Consider the following 14,998-nt stretch of genomic DNA (forward strand, 5'->3'; position numbering starts at 1 on the left):
GGGAAGCCTCAGCCGAGTGACCGCTGCCGCAGGGCGCGAAGATCCGTGCCCGAGAGCGGACTACTTGGCCTTGAGCGCCTTGGCTGCCTTGGTTTCCTTGGCGGGCCGCCGGTGGCTGCGGTCCACAAGCAGGGCAACGCCGATGGCGGCGAGCCAGGAGTCCTTGGCCATGGCCACGCCCGCGGGGGTGGGGCGGATGCCGTCCGGCTGGGTGAGGCCCGGCGTCTTGAGATAGGTCGCGAGGAGGCCGCCCGAGAAGGCCGTGAGCGCCAGGGCGGCCAGCCTGGTCGGGACGAACGGCGCGAGCAAGGCGGCGCCGAGGCCGATCTCGGTGCCGGCGAGGACCTTGCCGAACGTCGCGGCGGGCAACTGCTTTGCCTGCGGGAACGCGTTCGAGGTCATGGCCTGGAGCTTCTCGGCATGCTCCTCGTCGAGCGAGAGCTTGCCGACCCCCGAGTTGACCATGTACGCGCCGGTGACGAGACGCAGGACGGCGTGGCTGAGCTTGAATCCCATGGCTTCCTCCTCGGCCGCAGGTACGGCCCTCGGTTCCGTTCCGCGTTCAGCCTAGGCGATAGACTGGCTCCGAACCCACCTTTCCCGCTCGCTTACCTTTCAGGAGAGTTGTCCGTGAGCCCTGAGACCGCTGCGTCTGCCTCCCGTTCCATCGAGCTGGACCGCGTCCCCATCCGCCGGGCCCTCATCTCGGTCTACGACAAGACGGGCCTCGAGGAGCTCGCCATCGGTCTGAACGAGGCTGGGGTACGGATCGTCTCGACGGGCTCGACCGCGAAGCGCATCGCCGCGGCGGGCGTGCCGGTCCAGGAGGTCGAGGAGGTCACGGGCTCCCCGGAGATGCTGGACGGCCGCGTCAAGACCCTCCACCCGCGCGTCCACGGCGGAATCCTCGCGGACCGCCGCGTCCCGGCGCACGTGCAGACGCTCGAGGACATGCAGATCGAGCCGTTCGACCTGGTCGTGGTGAACCTGTACCCGTTCGTCGAGACCGTCCGCTCCGGTGCGGCGATGGACGACGTCGTCGAGCAGATCGACATCGGCGGCCCGGCGATGGTTCGCTCGGCCGCGAAGAACCACGCCGCCGTCGCGATCGTCGTGGACCCCGGAACCTACGGCGATGTCATTGCCGCGGCGAAGGCCGGCGGATTCGACCTCAAGTCCCGTCAGCGCCTCGCGGCCAAGGCGTTCGCGCACACCGCGGCCTACGACACCGCGGTGGCCACGTGGACCGCGAGCCAGTTCAAGGACGAGGACGGCGATGGTGTGGTCAACTGGCCCGCCTATGCCGGCCTCGCGCTCGAGCGCTCCGAGGTTCTCCGCTACGGCGAGAACCCGCACCAGCAGGCGGCCCTGTACGTCGACAAGGCAGCCCCGGCGGGCATCGCCCAGGCAGACCAGCTGCACGGCAAGGCCATGAGCTACAACAACTACGTCGACGCCGACGCCGCCCTGCGGGCCGCCTTCGACTTCGACGAGCCCGCCGTGGCCATCATCAAGCACGCCAACCCGTGCGGAATCGCCGTCGCCTCCCCGGACGCCGAGGACCCCATCGCCGACGCACACCGCAAGGCCCACGCATGCGACCCGGTCTCGGCCTACGGCGGCGTCGTCGCGGCGAACCGCACGGTGAGCAAGGGCATGGCCGAGACGCTCTCAGGGATCTTCACCGAGGTGGTCATCGCCCCGGACTTCGCCCCCGAGGCCGTGGAGATCCTCTCCAAGAAGAAGAACATCCGCCTCCTCGCCCTCCCGGAGGGCTATGGCCGCTATCCCACGGAGATCAAGCAGATTTCCGGCGGCGTGCTCGTCCAGGTCACCGATACCTTCGCGGCCGACGGCGATGCCCCCTCCGCCTGGACCCTCGCCGCCGGCGAGGCTGCCGACGACGCGACCCTCGCCGACCTCGCCTTCGCGTGGCGCGCCTCCCGCGCCGCCAAGTCCAACGCGATCCTCCTCGCACACGACGGCGCCTCCGTGGGCATCGGCATGGGCCAGGTCAACCGGGTCGATTCGTGCCGGCTCGCGGTGGAGCGGGCCAACACCCTCGGTGTCGAGGTTGCGTCTGAGGTCGACTCGGCAGGCGGCGCACAGGGCGCCGAGGGCGGCGCCGCGGTGGCTCCCGAGCGCGCGAGGGGCGCGGTCGCGGCGTCGGACGCGTTCTTCCCCTTCGCGGACGGTCTGCAGATCCTCATCGACGCCGGCGTGAAGGCCGTCGTCCAGCCCGGCGGGTCGGTGCGCGACGACGAGGTCGTCGCTGCCGCCAAGGCCGCCGGGATCACGATGTACTTCACGGGGGCGCGGCACTTCTTCCACTGACACGCTTGAAGGTGCCACACACACACGACGACGGCGCGCTCCCGATTCGGGGGGCGCGCCGTCACGGTAAGGCGGTGCTAGTTGCGCTGCCAGCTGACGATGTTCTGCCAGGCACCGGCGTTCGCCGTCGAACCGATGGTTGCCGCGTTGATCGCGAACGCGAGATTCACTCCGACGATCGGTGCAATGTTGATGTTTATCGTCAGAAGCGTATCCCGCTCTGGGAGCAGGAGCGCCGTTTCCGCACGCAACTCGCTCGGGGTTACAGCATGGGGGACCATGACTCAACTCCTTGGTGTGTCGCACCGGGTGCCCGGCAAGCCGGGCACCCGGTCTCTGTTGCGTCAGACTCAGTGCTGCGAGACGCCGATGTTCTGCATCGCGCCGCTGTTCGCGAAGGCGCCGATGCTCAGGAAGTTGACCGCGGTCGACGAATTGCTCGCGAGAACGAGTGCGAGGTTGTCTCCGAAGTGGACGCTGCCCCATCCGAGCGTGTCGCGCGAAGGGAGGAGTTCCACGGTCTCAGCCGTAAGATCCATCATGGTGTTCACCTCCTTCCGGGGTCTCGTAGGTGCATTGCATGGTCTGTGGGCCGCCTCAGGCGTGGCCAGTTGGCACCTGCCGGTGGCGGGGGTTACGCCGCGTGTGGCGTCCGAGCCCGGCACGGTGTCCCCGCTCGGCGGTGAACCGGGCTGAGGCCCAGCGGACAAGTCGTGTGACGAGTTGGGCCAGGATGGCGCAGAGCCCTACCACCGGCAGGACGAGGAGGAACAGCCCGAGCGCCGAGAGGAGGGCCTCTACGAGCTGCCCGTTCTGGACAAAGTTCAGAAGGGTCGTCAGATAGAGGGTGGCGGCGCCCACCGTCTGCTCGATGATGATCGGCAGCGTCAGGACGAGCCACGCCATGACGATGGTCAGGAACGGGATCACGACGAGCACCCAGGCGGTGACGATCCACCGGGAGTACGGCTTTAGCTCGCTTACCCGGGGGTCCGCTGGGCGGCCCGGGATGAGGCTCGCGATGACCGGCTTGACCCTTGCGAACAGGTCGGGGACTCCCGCGAGGTCCGCCAGGACGAAGTACCCGTCGAGCCGGACAAACGGCGGGAGCTGCTGCATCATCTGTATCTGCGTGGCGATGATGAGCATGACCAGCAGCGGACTGCCGGTGGTGAGGAATCCGACGCCGGCGGTGAGGACCCAGATGAGATGGAAGTACAGGCCCCCGAGGTCGGTTCGGATGCGGCCTGCGCGGCCGAGGCGGTAGGAGTCCGTGACATTCGTATAGAAGGCCGGGAAGACCAGATACAGGCCCACCCCGATCACGCCTGGATCTGCGCCGCCGTAGCGGCACGCGGCCGCATGCCCAATCTCGTGGAAGATGGTGCCCGCGAGGAGCAGGGCATACAGCGAGAGCAGCATCGCCGGCGTGACAAGCACGGCCTGCAGGGCTGAGAAGGCGTCTGCCCTCAGGAAGAGGTAGGTGTCAAGAGCCGCGAGGGCCATCACCGCGGCGATGACGATGGGGGTCGCGAAGAGCGGCCTGAAGATGTCCGCAAGGAAGTGGACAGCGCGCTTGGGGATCAGCGTTCCCTTGACCGTTAGCGCGAGAAGGGGCGTCGCCGTGGCGAGCTTCGGCGGAGGGGGAGCGTCATCCCGCGTGAGGAACCCAATCGGGGAGAGCCGCTCGGCCAGGGTGGAGGCGCCTTCGGCGTCCAGTTCCTGCCCGCAGGCCTCTGAGACCCGGCGGGCGATTGCGGCCGGCTCGCTCGGCTCCGAGGAGCTCTCGAGGACAAGGTAGAGCAGCCGGCTGAGCTGAGCCACCTGGCCGTCGGCCCGGCGCACCAAGTAGACCGGCTTGGTCAGGCCCGTTCCGGTAGCCTCGCCCAAGAGTTCGACGCCGTCGGCACGCATCCAGCGGACGCTGCGGTCATCGTCGGGGTCATCCCGGCGGATCGCGGGTTCCTGGAGTGCCATGGTGTCGAATCCTCTCGGAGGTCAGCGAACGGTGTGCACATCGGGGGGGAAGGCTGCGGGGGCCCCTGCAAGGTTGGGGGCTGCCGAAGGGCCCCCGCAGCGCTTGGGTGGGTGCGTCGCCGGGTCTAGTGCTGCGAAACGCCGATGTTCTGGACAGCGGTGCTGTTCGCGATCGCGAAGACCGAGCCAAGGTTGGCAGCGGTCGAGGAGTTCGAGGCCAGCACGAGGGCGACGTTGCTGCCCCAGTGGAAGCTCCACGCGAGGGTCTCGCGCGTCGGGAGCAGCTCGATGGTCTCTTCCGAGATGGACAGCTTCGTCATGAGAATCACTCCTGGATTTCTTCCCGGTTTCTGACTCGATTGCTTTCCAATCGATGTCCTCAGTCAACGGGGTGGCCAGTTACCAGAGTGTTATCGCCGCGTTATCGCTCTGACGTGGGCAGACTTTGGATGTGCATGAACGGGAGAGGCCCCCGACCACCGTTCCAAAACGGTCGGTCGGGGGCCTCTTGAGCGAGGGAGACGGGCGGGCGTCAGCTGCCCGTCTTGACGTCCACGTTGGCCGTGACCTGTGCGCCGGTGTCCGCGGCGATGACGGCGGCGGCCTGCCGCACGGCCTCGTCCGTTGATGTGCGGGCCTTCGCCGCCTTCAGGCTGGGACCTGCCGGCGCCTTCGCGTTCGCGTCGAGACTCGCCGCGAGGGCCTCCTCGATGTGCGACACGACGCTGCGCGCGGTCGACGACAGCTCGCGCTGCTTCACACCCACGAGGATGAACTGGATGGCCGCGCCGTTGGTCACGCACCCCGTGCAGCCCACGTTGAGCGCAGTCGAGCTGTTGTTGGCGACGATTTTACGGGCATCCGCCGTCGCGATGACTTGGATGGAGATGGCGGTCGACGTCGCGTTGTTGCCGGTGGTGCGCGCGTTCACCACGTTGTCGGCGCGGAGCGTCGACACGCCCGGAGAGGTGAGGACCTGGAGGGTCGTGGCACTGCCCGAGCACCCTTCGCAGTTGTTCTGGACCGTGGCCGACGCCGAGGCTGGGCCGCCGTTGGGCCGCAGGGGCCCCCAGACCTTGTCCGTGTCGACGGCCTTGGGGTGCCGAGCGTTCGGGATCGCGCGGGACGAGGCATGCATGTACTGGCCCCAGCCATGGCCGTCGCCGCGATCGGAATCGGCCGACGCCGGCGCGATCTGCGCGGCGAGCAGGCCTGCGGCGACGAGGCCTATGGCCGAGGCGCGGAGGAGGGGGGTGCGGGTAGGGCGGGGACTGCGGTGGATGGCATGCTGCGTCACTGGGTCTCCTTCTGGGGCTGGCGTTGCCTCCCCGCCGCGTGGACGACGGCTCGGGCTCCTGCATTCTCGAGCGGCTCGGCCGTGACCAGCTGCGCGAGACGGGTGGAGGGCTCAAGGCCCATTTCCTCCGCGAGGCGACGGCGGAAATCCTCGTAGGTCCGCCGTGCGCCGGCCTCATTGCCTGCCCGCACTTGGCCGCGGATCACCAGGGCCTGCGCCGATTCGCGCAGCGGCTCGATCGCCGCCGCGCTCATCGCGGCGGCCACGGCCGCCTCAGGCCGATCCTCGCCGAGGTGGCGTCGGGCAAGGGCCTCGAGGGCGGCGATGCGCAGCTGCCGGAGGCGCTCCTGCTCGAACAGGAGCCAATCGTCGTACCAGCCCGGAAGGAGTTCGGCGGAGTACAGGAGCTCGGTGAGGCCGAGCGTCGGCTCGGTACCCGCGAGGGCCGCGTCGGCGCCGTCGCGCAGGCGATCGAGGTCAACGTAGACGTCGTCGGAGAGCCGCAGCGGCTCCGCATCCTCGGCGAGGAGGCCGGGGAGCTGGTGGCGGATCTTGAAGACCGTGACGCGGAGGCTGCTCGCTGCCTGCTGCTCCGTGCTCTCGGGCCAGAGGAGGCCGGCGAGGTAGCTCCGGGAGCGCGGGCCGAGCAGCGCAAGAGAAGCGATCAGCCGCTGCTGGCGGGCGCCGACGGACTGTGACGTCCCGCGCCAGCGTAATTGCCAGCAGCCCAAGAGATGAAGTTCCCACGACATCGCTCATGCGCCCCCATTGACGGAGTTCTCAGAGAGCTCCGCCCCACAGAGTGGGAGGTTCGGCGCGCCCCTGACGAACGAGACCAGTGTGACCACACGGAGATAATCCAGTCAATGGATTTATCGAGTTTGTCAGAACTGTCAAGCAGCCCAAAGTGAACTGTCGGTTGTGAGAGTCTGCTAAGCGCCCGGAGCGTGGGTCAGGAGCGCTGCTGCTCTTCCAGCCAGGAGCGGACCGCCGCGACCGCGGACTCGACGTCCGCCACAACGGCTGAGGTTGCGGGCTCGCGGGGGCCCTCGGAGGTGAGGATCCGCACCCTGAGGCCCTGCGCGGCGTCGGGCTCGCGCCAGACCCGGAGCACCAGCGCGCCGAGCTCCTCGAGCCCGTTCTCGTGCGCGTCGCCGTGGTCCGCGGCGGCGGAATGCTGTGCCAATGGTCTCCCCTGAGTAGCGTGCTGCATCGGTGCGCCCCGTGACTTGCACAAGGGCCTTCTGTCCCCTAGAGAAAGTCTAGGCGGCATCATGACGCGAAATCGGACGCGGCATGCCTTGACATCTGCACGCGTTGGCACTCGGTCCTGTGCCGCTCGTCACGAAACCGGCCATGGCTTCCGCACTCCGGTAAGTTAAGGATGTTGACATAGCAGCACCCACGCACACTGCGGCGAATGCACACGCGCACATCGGCGCCGCGGTCTGCCCCAGCTTTCGCAGGAGGCGCCCACCCATGGCCACCATCATCTACACGCACACGGACGAGGCGCCGATGCTGGCGACCTACTCGTTCCTGCCGATCGTCAAGGCATACGCCTCCGCGGCGGGCATCGAGGTCGAGACGCGTGACATCTCCTTGGCGGGGCGCATCATCGCGGTGTTCGGCGACTACCTCACCCCGGAGCAGCAGCAGGCCGACGCGCTCGCCGAGCTGGGGGCCCTGGCGAAGACGCCTGAGGCCAACATCGTCAAGCTCCCCAACATCTCCGCCTCGATCCCGCAGCTCAAGGCAGCCATCGCTGAGCTCCAGTCCTTGGGCTACGCCCTCCCTGACTACCCGGACAACCCCTCCTCGGATGAGGAGACGGACATCCGCTCGCGCTACGACAAGATCAAGGGCTCCGCCGTCAATCCCGTGCTCCGCGAGGGCAACTCCGACCGGCGCGCGCCGCTCTCCGTGAAGAACTACGCCCGCAAGAACCCGCACTCGATGGGTGCCTGGAGCGCCGACTCGAAGACGAACGTCGCGACGATGGATGCGGATGACTTCCGCTCGAACGAGAAGTCCGTGGTCCTGCCCGCGGACGACTCCCTGACGATCCAGCTCGTCCTCGCGGACGGCACCGTCAAGGAGCTCAAGAAGGGCATCAAGGTCCTTGCGGGCGAGGTCGTGGACGGCACGTTCATGAACGCTGCCGCGCTGGACGACTTCCTGAGGGCCCAGGTGGCCCGCGCCAAGGAGGAGGGCGTCCTCTTCTCGGCGCATCTCAAGGCCACCATGATGAAGGTCTCGGACCCGGTCATCTTCGGCCACGTGGTCACGGCATACTTCTCCGAGCTCTTCGAGACCTACGGCAAGCAGCTTGCCGCGGCCGGCCTGAGCCCCAACAACGGCCTCTCCTCGATCCTCGCGGGCCTCGACGCCCTGCCCGAGGATGTGCGCGAGGGCGTCAAGGGCCTGGTCCAGAAGGGCCTCTCCGACGGCCCGGCCCTCGCAATGGTCGACTCGGACAAGGGCATCACAAACCTCAACGTGCCCTCCGACGTGATCGTGGATGCCTCCATGCCCGCCATGATCCGGATCGGCGGCCACATGTGGGGCCCCGACGGCAAGGAGCATGACACGCTTGCCGTCCTCCCGGACTCCTCCTACGCCGGCGTCTACCAGGCCGTGATCGAGGACTGCCGCGAGCACGGTGCGCTCGACCCCACCACGATGGGCACCGTTCCGAACGTGGGCCTCATGGCTCAGGCCGCCGAGGAGTACGGCAGCCACGACAAGACATTCGAGATCCCCGCCGACGGCACCGTCCAGCTGGTCAACCAGGGCGGCGACGTGCTGATCGAGCACGCCGTGAAGGCGGGCGACATCTGGCGCGCGTGCCAGACCAAGGATGTGCCGGTCCGCGACTGGGTCAAGCTCGCCGTGAACCGGGCCCGCGCCACGGACACTCCGGCGGTGTTCTGGCTCGACGAGACCCGCGCGCACGACCGCAACCTCATCGCCAAGGTGAACGAGTACCTCGGCGAGCACAACACCGACGGTCTCACGATCAAGATCCTCGCCCCGGCGGAGGCCACGGCATATACGCTCGAGCGGCTCCGCAAGGGCGAGGACACCATCTCGGTGACCGGCAACGTGCTGCGCGACTACCTCACGGACCTCTTCCCGATCCTCGAGCTCGGCACGAGCGCCAAGATGCTCTCGGTCGTCCCCCTCATCGCGGGCGGCGGCCTGTTCGAGACGGGCGCCGGAGGCTCGGCCCCGAAGCACGTACAGCAGCTCATCCAGGAGGACTACCTCCGCTGGGACAGCCTCGGCGAGTTCTTCGCCCTCGTGCCCTCGTTCGAGCTCTACGCCGAGCAGGCCAACCTGCCCGCCGCGAAGGTTCTGGCCGACACGCTGGACCGCGCTACCGGCACCTTCCTCGAGGAGAACAAGTCCCCGGGCCGCAAGCTCGGGACGATCGACAACCGCGGCTCGCACTACTTCCTCGCCCAGTACTGGGCGCAGGAGCTTGCGAAGCAGACGGACGACGCCGCTCTGGCCGCCGCGTTCGCGCCGGTCGCCGAGGCGCTGACCTCGCAGGAAGAGGCCATCGTCTCCGAGCTCCTCGCCGTCCAGGGCCACCCGGTGGACCTCGGCGGGTACTACCGCCCGGACGAGGCCAAGGCCACCGCGGCCATGCGCCCCTCCCCGACGCTCAACGCCATCGTGGACGGCATGGGCAAGTAGTCCCTCGTCTCTGACGCACGACGGCGCCCCGCGCCGCCGGTGAGGATCCTCGCCGGCGCCGCGGGGCGCCGTCGTCCGTTTTGACACACAGCGCGGGATCCGAGATCATTGGTTGAAATTTCAATTGAATATTGAAGTTAATGTGGCCGTCGAACGGCCCCCATCGACCACCGACAGGAAGGGACCACCATGTCCGCCTCGCGCCCCGTCCGCTCCGATATCGCCCGCACCGTCCTCCGCGTTGCCCTCGGCGCCGTGTTCTTCGCGCATGGCTGGCAGAAGTTCTTCGAGTACACGATCCCCGGCGCCCAGGGCGCGTTTGCCCAGATGGGCGTTCCCGCCGCCCAGCTCGCCGCCCCGGTCTCGGCTGGGCTGGAGCTCGTCGGTGGCGCGCTGCTCATCGTGGGCCTCCTGACCCGGGTGGCCGGCGTGCTGCTCGCTGTCGAGATGCTTTCGGCGCTCTTCCTTGTGCACGTCTCGGCGGGCATGTTCGTCGAGAAGGGCGGCATGGAGCTCGTCCTCGTCCTCGCCGCCGGCGCCGCAGCGGTGGCGCTCGTCGGACCGGGCCGCCTCTCCCTCGACGCAGCGCTCTTCGGCCGCAGCTCCGGCAAGCTCGCCGCCCTCGCTGCCTGACGCGCTGCTGACGACGCGCCGCTGGCGCGCACGCCCGCGCCCCGCGCCGCCGGTGAGACTCGCTCGCCGGAGGCGCGGGGCGCCGTCGTGCGGGCCATCCGCGGCGGCGTTGGCCGCGGTCGCTGTGCCGGCGCCCACATCGGTTCCGGAGGTTCAGCCGCGTTCGTCGTTGGGGTAGCGGATGCCGAGCTGGTGGCGGACCCCGTCGAAGAGGCGCATCGTGTCGAGGGTATGCTTCCACGGCATGGTGGGGCTCTCGGTGACGCCCTGCTGGATGCAGCGGACCACCTCGCGCAGCTCATAGACGTAGCCGCGGCCCACGACGTCGATCTTCTCGACCTGCGCCGGGTCCCACCCGCGCCGCACCACGAGCTCGGTCGGATTGTTGATGCTGCCCGTGCTCGTCAGGACGCCCTCGGTGCCAGCGACCGTCGCCGTCCGGGGGCCATGGGCCACGAGGGACGAGATGAGGGTCGCGAGCTGGCCGCCGCTGTAGGAAAGAGTGAGCGCGTTCTGCTCATCCACGCCGGCCTCGTTGAGGCTCCCGACGGCGGTGAGCGAGTCCGGGAAGCCGAGGGCGCCCACGGCCCACAGGAGAGGGTACACCGTCAGGTCGAGGAGCGCCCCGCCGCCCGCGGCGACGTTCCAAATGCGGTTGACCGGATCCTTGGGCGCCGGGAAGCCCAGATCCGCGGAGACCCACTGGACCTCGCCGAGGTCGCCGGACTCGATGATGTCGAACGCGCGCAGCATCCCGGGGACGAATCGGCTCCACACCGCTTCCATGAGGAACCGGCCCCTCCCGGAGGCGAGGTCGACGAGCTCCTGCGCCTCGTGCGCGTTGACCGTGAACGCCTTCTCGACGAGGACGTGCTTGCCTGCCTCGAGCGCGGCCTTCGCGACCATGTGGTGCTGGCCGTGCGGCGTCGCGACGTACACGACGTCTACGTCCGGATCCTCGACGAGCTGCACGTGGCCGGGGGTCAGGCCCTGGTCCGCGTAGGCGTGGGCGGCGCCGAACTCGCGGGCGAACGCGAGCGCGCGCTCGTGGTACCGCGAGCTGACCGCGTGCAGCACGGCGTCGGGCAGGAGCGAGAGGTCCCGCGCCACGGTCCGCGCGATAGAGCCCGTGGCCACGATGCCCCAGCGGACCGTGCGTCCGGTTGCCTCGAGGGGGTCGTCGTTGGTCTGCAGCGACAGCCAGGGGCGTTGGATGTGACGCGTCATGCGCCCATCCTTCCATGTGGTCGCCCACGTGAGGCCAGCCTCGCCTCGCTGGACTCGCGCCGCGTGGACGGGCAGGATCGAACCATGGGGATCCTCCGCACGGTGCGCACCTATCCGATCGTCATCGCTGGCCTCCTCGTCCTCGTCGCGGCGCTCATCCTCGCGGTGGTCCGGCAGGACGAGGCCGCGCAGATCGTGGCGAGCGCCTTCGCCGGAGCGATCGCCGCCTGGACGTTCGTGGGCATGGTCCGGGAGATCCTCCGGGGCCACTGGGGCCTCGACATCCTCGCCGTGACCGCGATCGTGGCGACCCTCCTCGTGGGGGAGTACATCGCGGCCGTCATCATCGTGCTCATGCTCTCCGGCGGAAAGGCGCTCGAGGACTATGCCGCCGGGCGGGCCAAGCGCGAGCTCACCGCGCTCCTGGACCGCGCGCCGCGGGCCGCGCACCGGCAGCTCCCGGACGGCACCGTCGAGGACGTTCCGCTCGAGGACGTGGCCCCCGGGGACCTTCTCGTGGTCCGCCCGTCCGAGGTGGTCCCGGTGGACGGCGTCCTCGAGTCGGAGGCCGCCTCGTTCGACGAGTCCTCCCTCACGGGCGAGAGCCTGCCGGTGGACCGCGCGGCGGGGGAGAAGGTCCTCTCCGGGTCGGTCAACGGCACGGCCGCCGCCCTCGTCCGCGCGAGCGCGAGCGCCGCGGACAGCCAGTTCTCCCAGATCGTGGCCCTCGTGCGGGAGGCCTCGGCGAGCCGGGCCCCCGTGGTGCGCCTCGCGGACCGCTACGCGGTCCCGTTCACCCTCTTCGCGCTGGTCCTCGCCGGATTCGGATGGTGGCTCTCGGGCGATCCGCGGCGCTTCGCTGAGGTGCTCGTCGTGGCGACCCCGTGTCCGCTGCTCATCGCCGCGCCCGTGGCCTTCATGGGCGGCATGAGCCGGGCGGCGAAGAACGGCGTGATCGTCAAGGGCGGTGCCGTCCTCGAGCTGCTCGCGCGCGTGAAGACCGCAGCGTTCGACAAGACCGGAACCCTGACCAGGGGCCGCCCCGAGCTCGTCGCGGTCCGCCCCGAACGCGGGTTCGACGTCGAGGAGCTCCTCACGCTCACGGCCTCGGCCGAGCAGTACTCGTCCCATGCGCTGGCCGCATCCGTGGTCGAGGCCGCGACGGCTCAGGGCGTCAACCTGCTCCCCGGATCCGGCGCGGAGGAGGCCGCGACGAACGGCGTGCTCGCGGACATCGACGGGCAGCGTGTCCTGGTCGGCAAGCGGGCCTTCGTCGCCCAGGAGACCGGCGCCGACGTCGTCGAGCCTCCCCTCGTGCCCGGCGAGCTCGCAGTCTACGTGGCCGTGGACCGCGCCTTCGCGGGTGTTGTGGTGCTGCGCGACCTGCCCCGTCCCGAGGCCCGGGCGACGCTCGCGCGGCTCGCCGAGCTCGGTGCCCGCCACACGGTCATGCTCACGGGCGACGGCGCATCGACCGCCCGGGCAATTGCCCACCAGCTCGGCGTCTCGGACGTGCGGGCCGAGCTCCTCCCCCTGGACAAGGTCGAGATCGTCCGTGCCGCCGAGCCCCGGCCGGTGCTGATGGTGGGCGACGGGGTCAACGATGCCCCCGTGCTCGCCGCCGCGGACGTCGGCGTGGCCATGGGCGCCCGGGGGTCGACCGCCGCGAGCGAGTCCGCGGACGCAGTGGTCCTCGTGGACGACATCTCGAAGGCGGCCGCCGCGGTCGAGATCTCCCAGCATGCCGTGCGCGTGGCCCTCCAGTCGATCTGGCTCGGCATCGCGCTCAGCGTCGGCCTCATGCTCGTGGCCTTGACCGGTGTGCTGCCCGCCGTCGCGGGTGCGCTGCTCCAGGAACTCGTGGACCTCGCGACCATCCTCAACGCCCTGCGCGCCCTGAGCGGAGGGCGACCCCGGACGACGGCGGCCGTCCCCGTGGAGGGGACGGCCGCCGTCGTGCGTGCTGGCGGGGACGGCTAGGGTGCCGCCGTCGCCATGAACACGTCTTCATCCGGCCCCGCCGCGCTGCTGTTGCGGGTGTCCGACCAGACCGCGTGGACCAGGTTCGACCCGGGCGCCGTCGACGCCGCGATGCTCGAGTAGTCGCCGAGGAATCCGGCCTGGCTCGCATTGGCCTGCGGGCTCGGATATGCCTGGCCGTCGCTGAGCGGGCGGTAGGACGAGAACGTCGTGCTGCCCGAGCCGCGGGAGACCATGCCGTAGCCGAAGGTCCCGCCTCCTACCGCCGTGCCCGTGTACGGATTGGCGTTGTAGAAGCTCACCGCGGTGGTTCCCGTCTGCGTCACGGCGACCGATGGCTGGGACAGGGCCGCACCCGGCGCCCCCGCGACCACCGTGCCGCCGCCGGCGGCATCGCTCCACGTCTGGCCCCCGTCATTGCTGTCGGAGACGACGACGTTGTAGGCCCCAGTCCCGTTGCGGGTGTCCTGCCAGACCGTCACGAGGTGGTTGGGGTTCGAGGGATCGACGGCGATGGCGGGGAAGTCGTTGGTGCGCACGTTGAGCGACTTCACGCACTCCTCGGGACCGCGCCCGAAGTCGCAGAGCGCGAGGTTCCTCTCGTCGTCCTGACCGACCTTGACCACGGGGCCCATGGTTCCATCCGCGTCGATGCGACGGCCGAGCTGCTGGTTCAGGGCCGTCGGGGTGTTGCCGTTGCTCCAGGTGACGAAGACGCTGCCGTCGCTCGGGTTCACGACCGGCATGCTCCCCTGGTCGAAGTTGCACGCGTCCGCGGCGGCCTTCTTGTTGAACGTGTTGCCTCCCGTGCACAGCGGCGACGATCCGCTGACGTTGGCGATCGGTGACCACTTCTGGGCGGCACCGTCCCACTTGGAGTAGAAGATCTCCGAGCTGCAGTACGCGCCCGGGTTGTTGCCCGTGGAGCACTTCTGATCCGAGGTGAACACCGTGAAGGTCACGTACACGCTCTTCGCGCCGGGCCTCGGGTCTCCGGCCATGAACTGCTTGTCGTAGAAGGTGTGGCCGTCGTTGGTCTCGGCGACGACGTACTTGGATGCGCCCGCCGGCACGTTCGCGTACGCCGATCCCTTCAGCGCAGCGGTCGACGGGACGGCGAAGAGGCCGCTCGCGTTGCTGTTGACGTCGAAGAGCACGCACGAGTACCAGGCCACCCCGGCCCCGTTGAACGTGACGTTGGGGTCGCTGGCGGCGTCATAGGTATGGCCAGTGCCGGGGTTCACGTGCTGGAAGAACGGGGGAAGCCCGTCGCCGAAGGACGAGCCGCTGTTGAGCGAGTAGTCGTAGCCGCAGTGGTTGAAGCCGATCCTGCTGTCGTTCTGCCCGGCAATGACGTTGGTCGGGTCGACCGGATTGACCGCGACCTGCTCCTCGGCCTGCCGTCGGGAGGTGCAGTCCTGGTTCACGCGCGGGTTGGTCTGGGAGCCGCGGTTCGCGCAGCCGAGGGCGGATACCGTGGCGTCCGGGGGCAGGTCGGAGGCCGCCGCCGAGGCGGCGTCCGCACCCAGCGCGCGCTCCTCGTCGAAGGTCACCTCCGTGCCGCCCGAGACGTGGGGGAGGGCTTTGCCGTTGTCGAAGTGGCCGTGGGACTTCGCTCCGAGGTTCGGGTTGACCGCCTGGGCGCTGGCGATGAAGCCACCACCCAAAGACAGGGTCCCCACGAGCGCCGCAACGGCCAGGGCAAGACGAGTCTTCATATCCGGTCCAATCGTTGGGGGGGTGATGAGACCAAAGCAGGTCAGATTCTCCGCCCCGGGCCGACGGGCGTAAAGGCGTCGTCCGGCGAAATCCGGGCCCCACACGACGGCGACCGCCCCCGCGGAGGGG

Annotated in this window: 14 protein-coding genes; 4 read left to right on the plus strand and 10 right to left on the minus strand. The window is 69.3% G+C overall.

Features of this window, described 5'->3' with window-relative positions; genetic code table 11:
• Positions 1-60: 60 nt before the first annotated feature.
• The gene (locus tag SCMU_RS05785; RefSeq protein ID WP_229232080.1) at positions 61-516 is read right to left on the minus strand and encodes a DoxX family membrane protein; all 456 of its coding nucleotides are present in this window, start codon (positions 514-516) and stop codon (positions 61-63) included.
• A gap of 114 nt (positions 517-630) precedes the next feature.
• Between SCMU_RS05785 and purH the strand changes: the two genes are divergently transcribed.
• Positions 631-2,334 carry a bifunctional phosphoribosylaminoimidazolecarboxamide formyltransferase/IMP cyclohydrolase gene (gene purH, locus SCMU_RS05790; RefSeq protein WP_229232081.1) on the plus strand — a complete coding sequence of 568 codons (1,704 nt, stop codon included), beginning with the start codon at positions 631-633 and terminating at the stop codon, positions 2,332-2,334.
• A 77-nt stretch (positions 2,335-2,411) separates the two neighbouring features.
• On the opposite strand, the gene SCMU_RS05795 is transcribed toward purH, so the two are convergent.
• From SCMU_RS05795 to SCMU_RS05825, 7 genes are all read right to left on the minus strand, one after another.
• A complete protein-coding gene (locus tag SCMU_RS05795; RefSeq protein ID WP_229232082.1) occupies positions 2,412-2,615 on the minus strand; it encodes a hypothetical protein in 204 nt (67 codons plus the stop codon).
• Between the two features lie 69 nt (positions 2,616-2,684).
• Complete coding sequence (locus SCMU_RS05800) at positions 2,685-2,876, minus strand: hypothetical protein (RefSeq protein ID WP_229232083.1); 192 nt, start codon at positions 2,874-2,876, stop codon at positions 2,685-2,687.
• A 55-nt stretch (positions 2,877-2,931) separates the two neighbouring features.
• A complete protein-coding gene (locus SCMU_RS05805; protein ID WP_229232084.1) occupies positions 2,932-4,311 on the minus strand; it encodes a hypothetical protein in 1,380 nt (459 codons plus the stop codon).
• Between the two features lie 125 nt (positions 4,312-4,436).
• Positions 4,437-4,631: a hypothetical protein gene (locus SCMU_RS05810; RefSeq protein ID WP_229232085.1), complete on the minus strand. Its 195-nt coding sequence runs from the start codon at positions 4,629-4,631 to the stop codon at positions 4,437-4,439.
• Between the two features lie 212 nt (positions 4,632-4,843).
• Positions 4,844-5,608: a hypothetical protein gene (locus SCMU_RS05815; RefSeq protein WP_229232086.1), complete on the minus strand. Its 765-nt coding sequence runs from the start codon at positions 5,606-5,608 to the stop codon at positions 4,844-4,846.
• On the minus strand, positions 5,605-6,360 hold the full coding sequence (locus tag SCMU_RS05820; RefSeq protein WP_229232087.1) for an AfsR/SARP family transcriptional regulator: 756 nt from the start codon (positions 6,358-6,360) through the stop codon (positions 5,605-5,607). The genes SCMU_RS05815 and SCMU_RS05820 overlap by 4 nt, the downstream gene beginning before the upstream one ends.
• A gap of 200 nt (positions 6,361-6,560) precedes the next feature.
• Entirely contained in the window at positions 6,561-6,794 is a 234-nt protein-coding gene (locus SCMU_RS05825; protein WP_229232088.1) for a hypothetical protein, read from the minus strand.
• Between the two features lie 293 nt (positions 6,795-7,087).
• On the opposite strand from SCMU_RS05825, the gene SCMU_RS05830 reads away from it, so the two are divergent.
• Positions 7,088-9,310 carry an NADP-dependent isocitrate dehydrogenase gene (locus SCMU_RS05830; RefSeq protein ID WP_229232089.1) on the plus strand — a complete coding sequence of 741 codons (2,223 nt, stop codon included), beginning with the start codon at positions 7,088-7,090 and terminating at the stop codon, positions 9,308-9,310.
• Positions 9,311-9,499: 189 nt separating this feature from the next.
• Positions 9,500-9,943, plus strand: coding sequence for a DoxX family protein (locus SCMU_RS05835; protein ID WP_229232090.1), 444 nt, complete (start codon positions 9,500-9,502; stop codon positions 9,941-9,943).
• A 153-nt stretch (positions 9,944-10,096) separates the two neighbouring features.
• On the opposite strand, the gene SCMU_RS05840 is transcribed toward SCMU_RS05835, so the two are convergent.
• Entirely contained in the window at positions 10,097-11,170 is a 1,074-nt protein-coding gene (locus tag SCMU_RS05840) for a Gfo/Idh/MocA family protein (RefSeq protein ID WP_229232091.1), read from the minus strand.
• Between the two features lie 84 nt (positions 11,171-11,254).
• Here SCMU_RS05840 and SCMU_RS05845 point away from each other — a divergent pair, with 84 nt between their 5' ends.
• Entirely contained in the window at positions 11,255-13,150 is a 1,896-nt protein-coding gene (locus tag SCMU_RS05845) for a heavy metal translocating P-type ATPase (protein ID WP_229232092.1), read from the plus strand.
• On the opposite strand, the gene SCMU_RS05850 is transcribed toward SCMU_RS05845, so the two are convergent.
• Positions 13,147-14,868, minus strand: a complete 1,722-nt coding sequence (locus SCMU_RS05850; RefSeq protein WP_229232093.1) for a hypothetical protein — start codon at positions 14,866-14,868, stop codon at positions 13,147-13,149. The genes SCMU_RS05845 and SCMU_RS05850 overlap by 4 nt on opposite strands.
• Between the last annotated feature and the right edge of the window lie 130 nt (positions 14,869-14,998).

The organism is Sinomonas cyclohexanicum, assembly GCF_020886775.1.
Taxonomy (GTDB): Bacteria; Actinomycetota; Actinomycetes; order Actinomycetales; family Micrococcaceae; genus Sinomonas; species Sinomonas cyclohexanicum.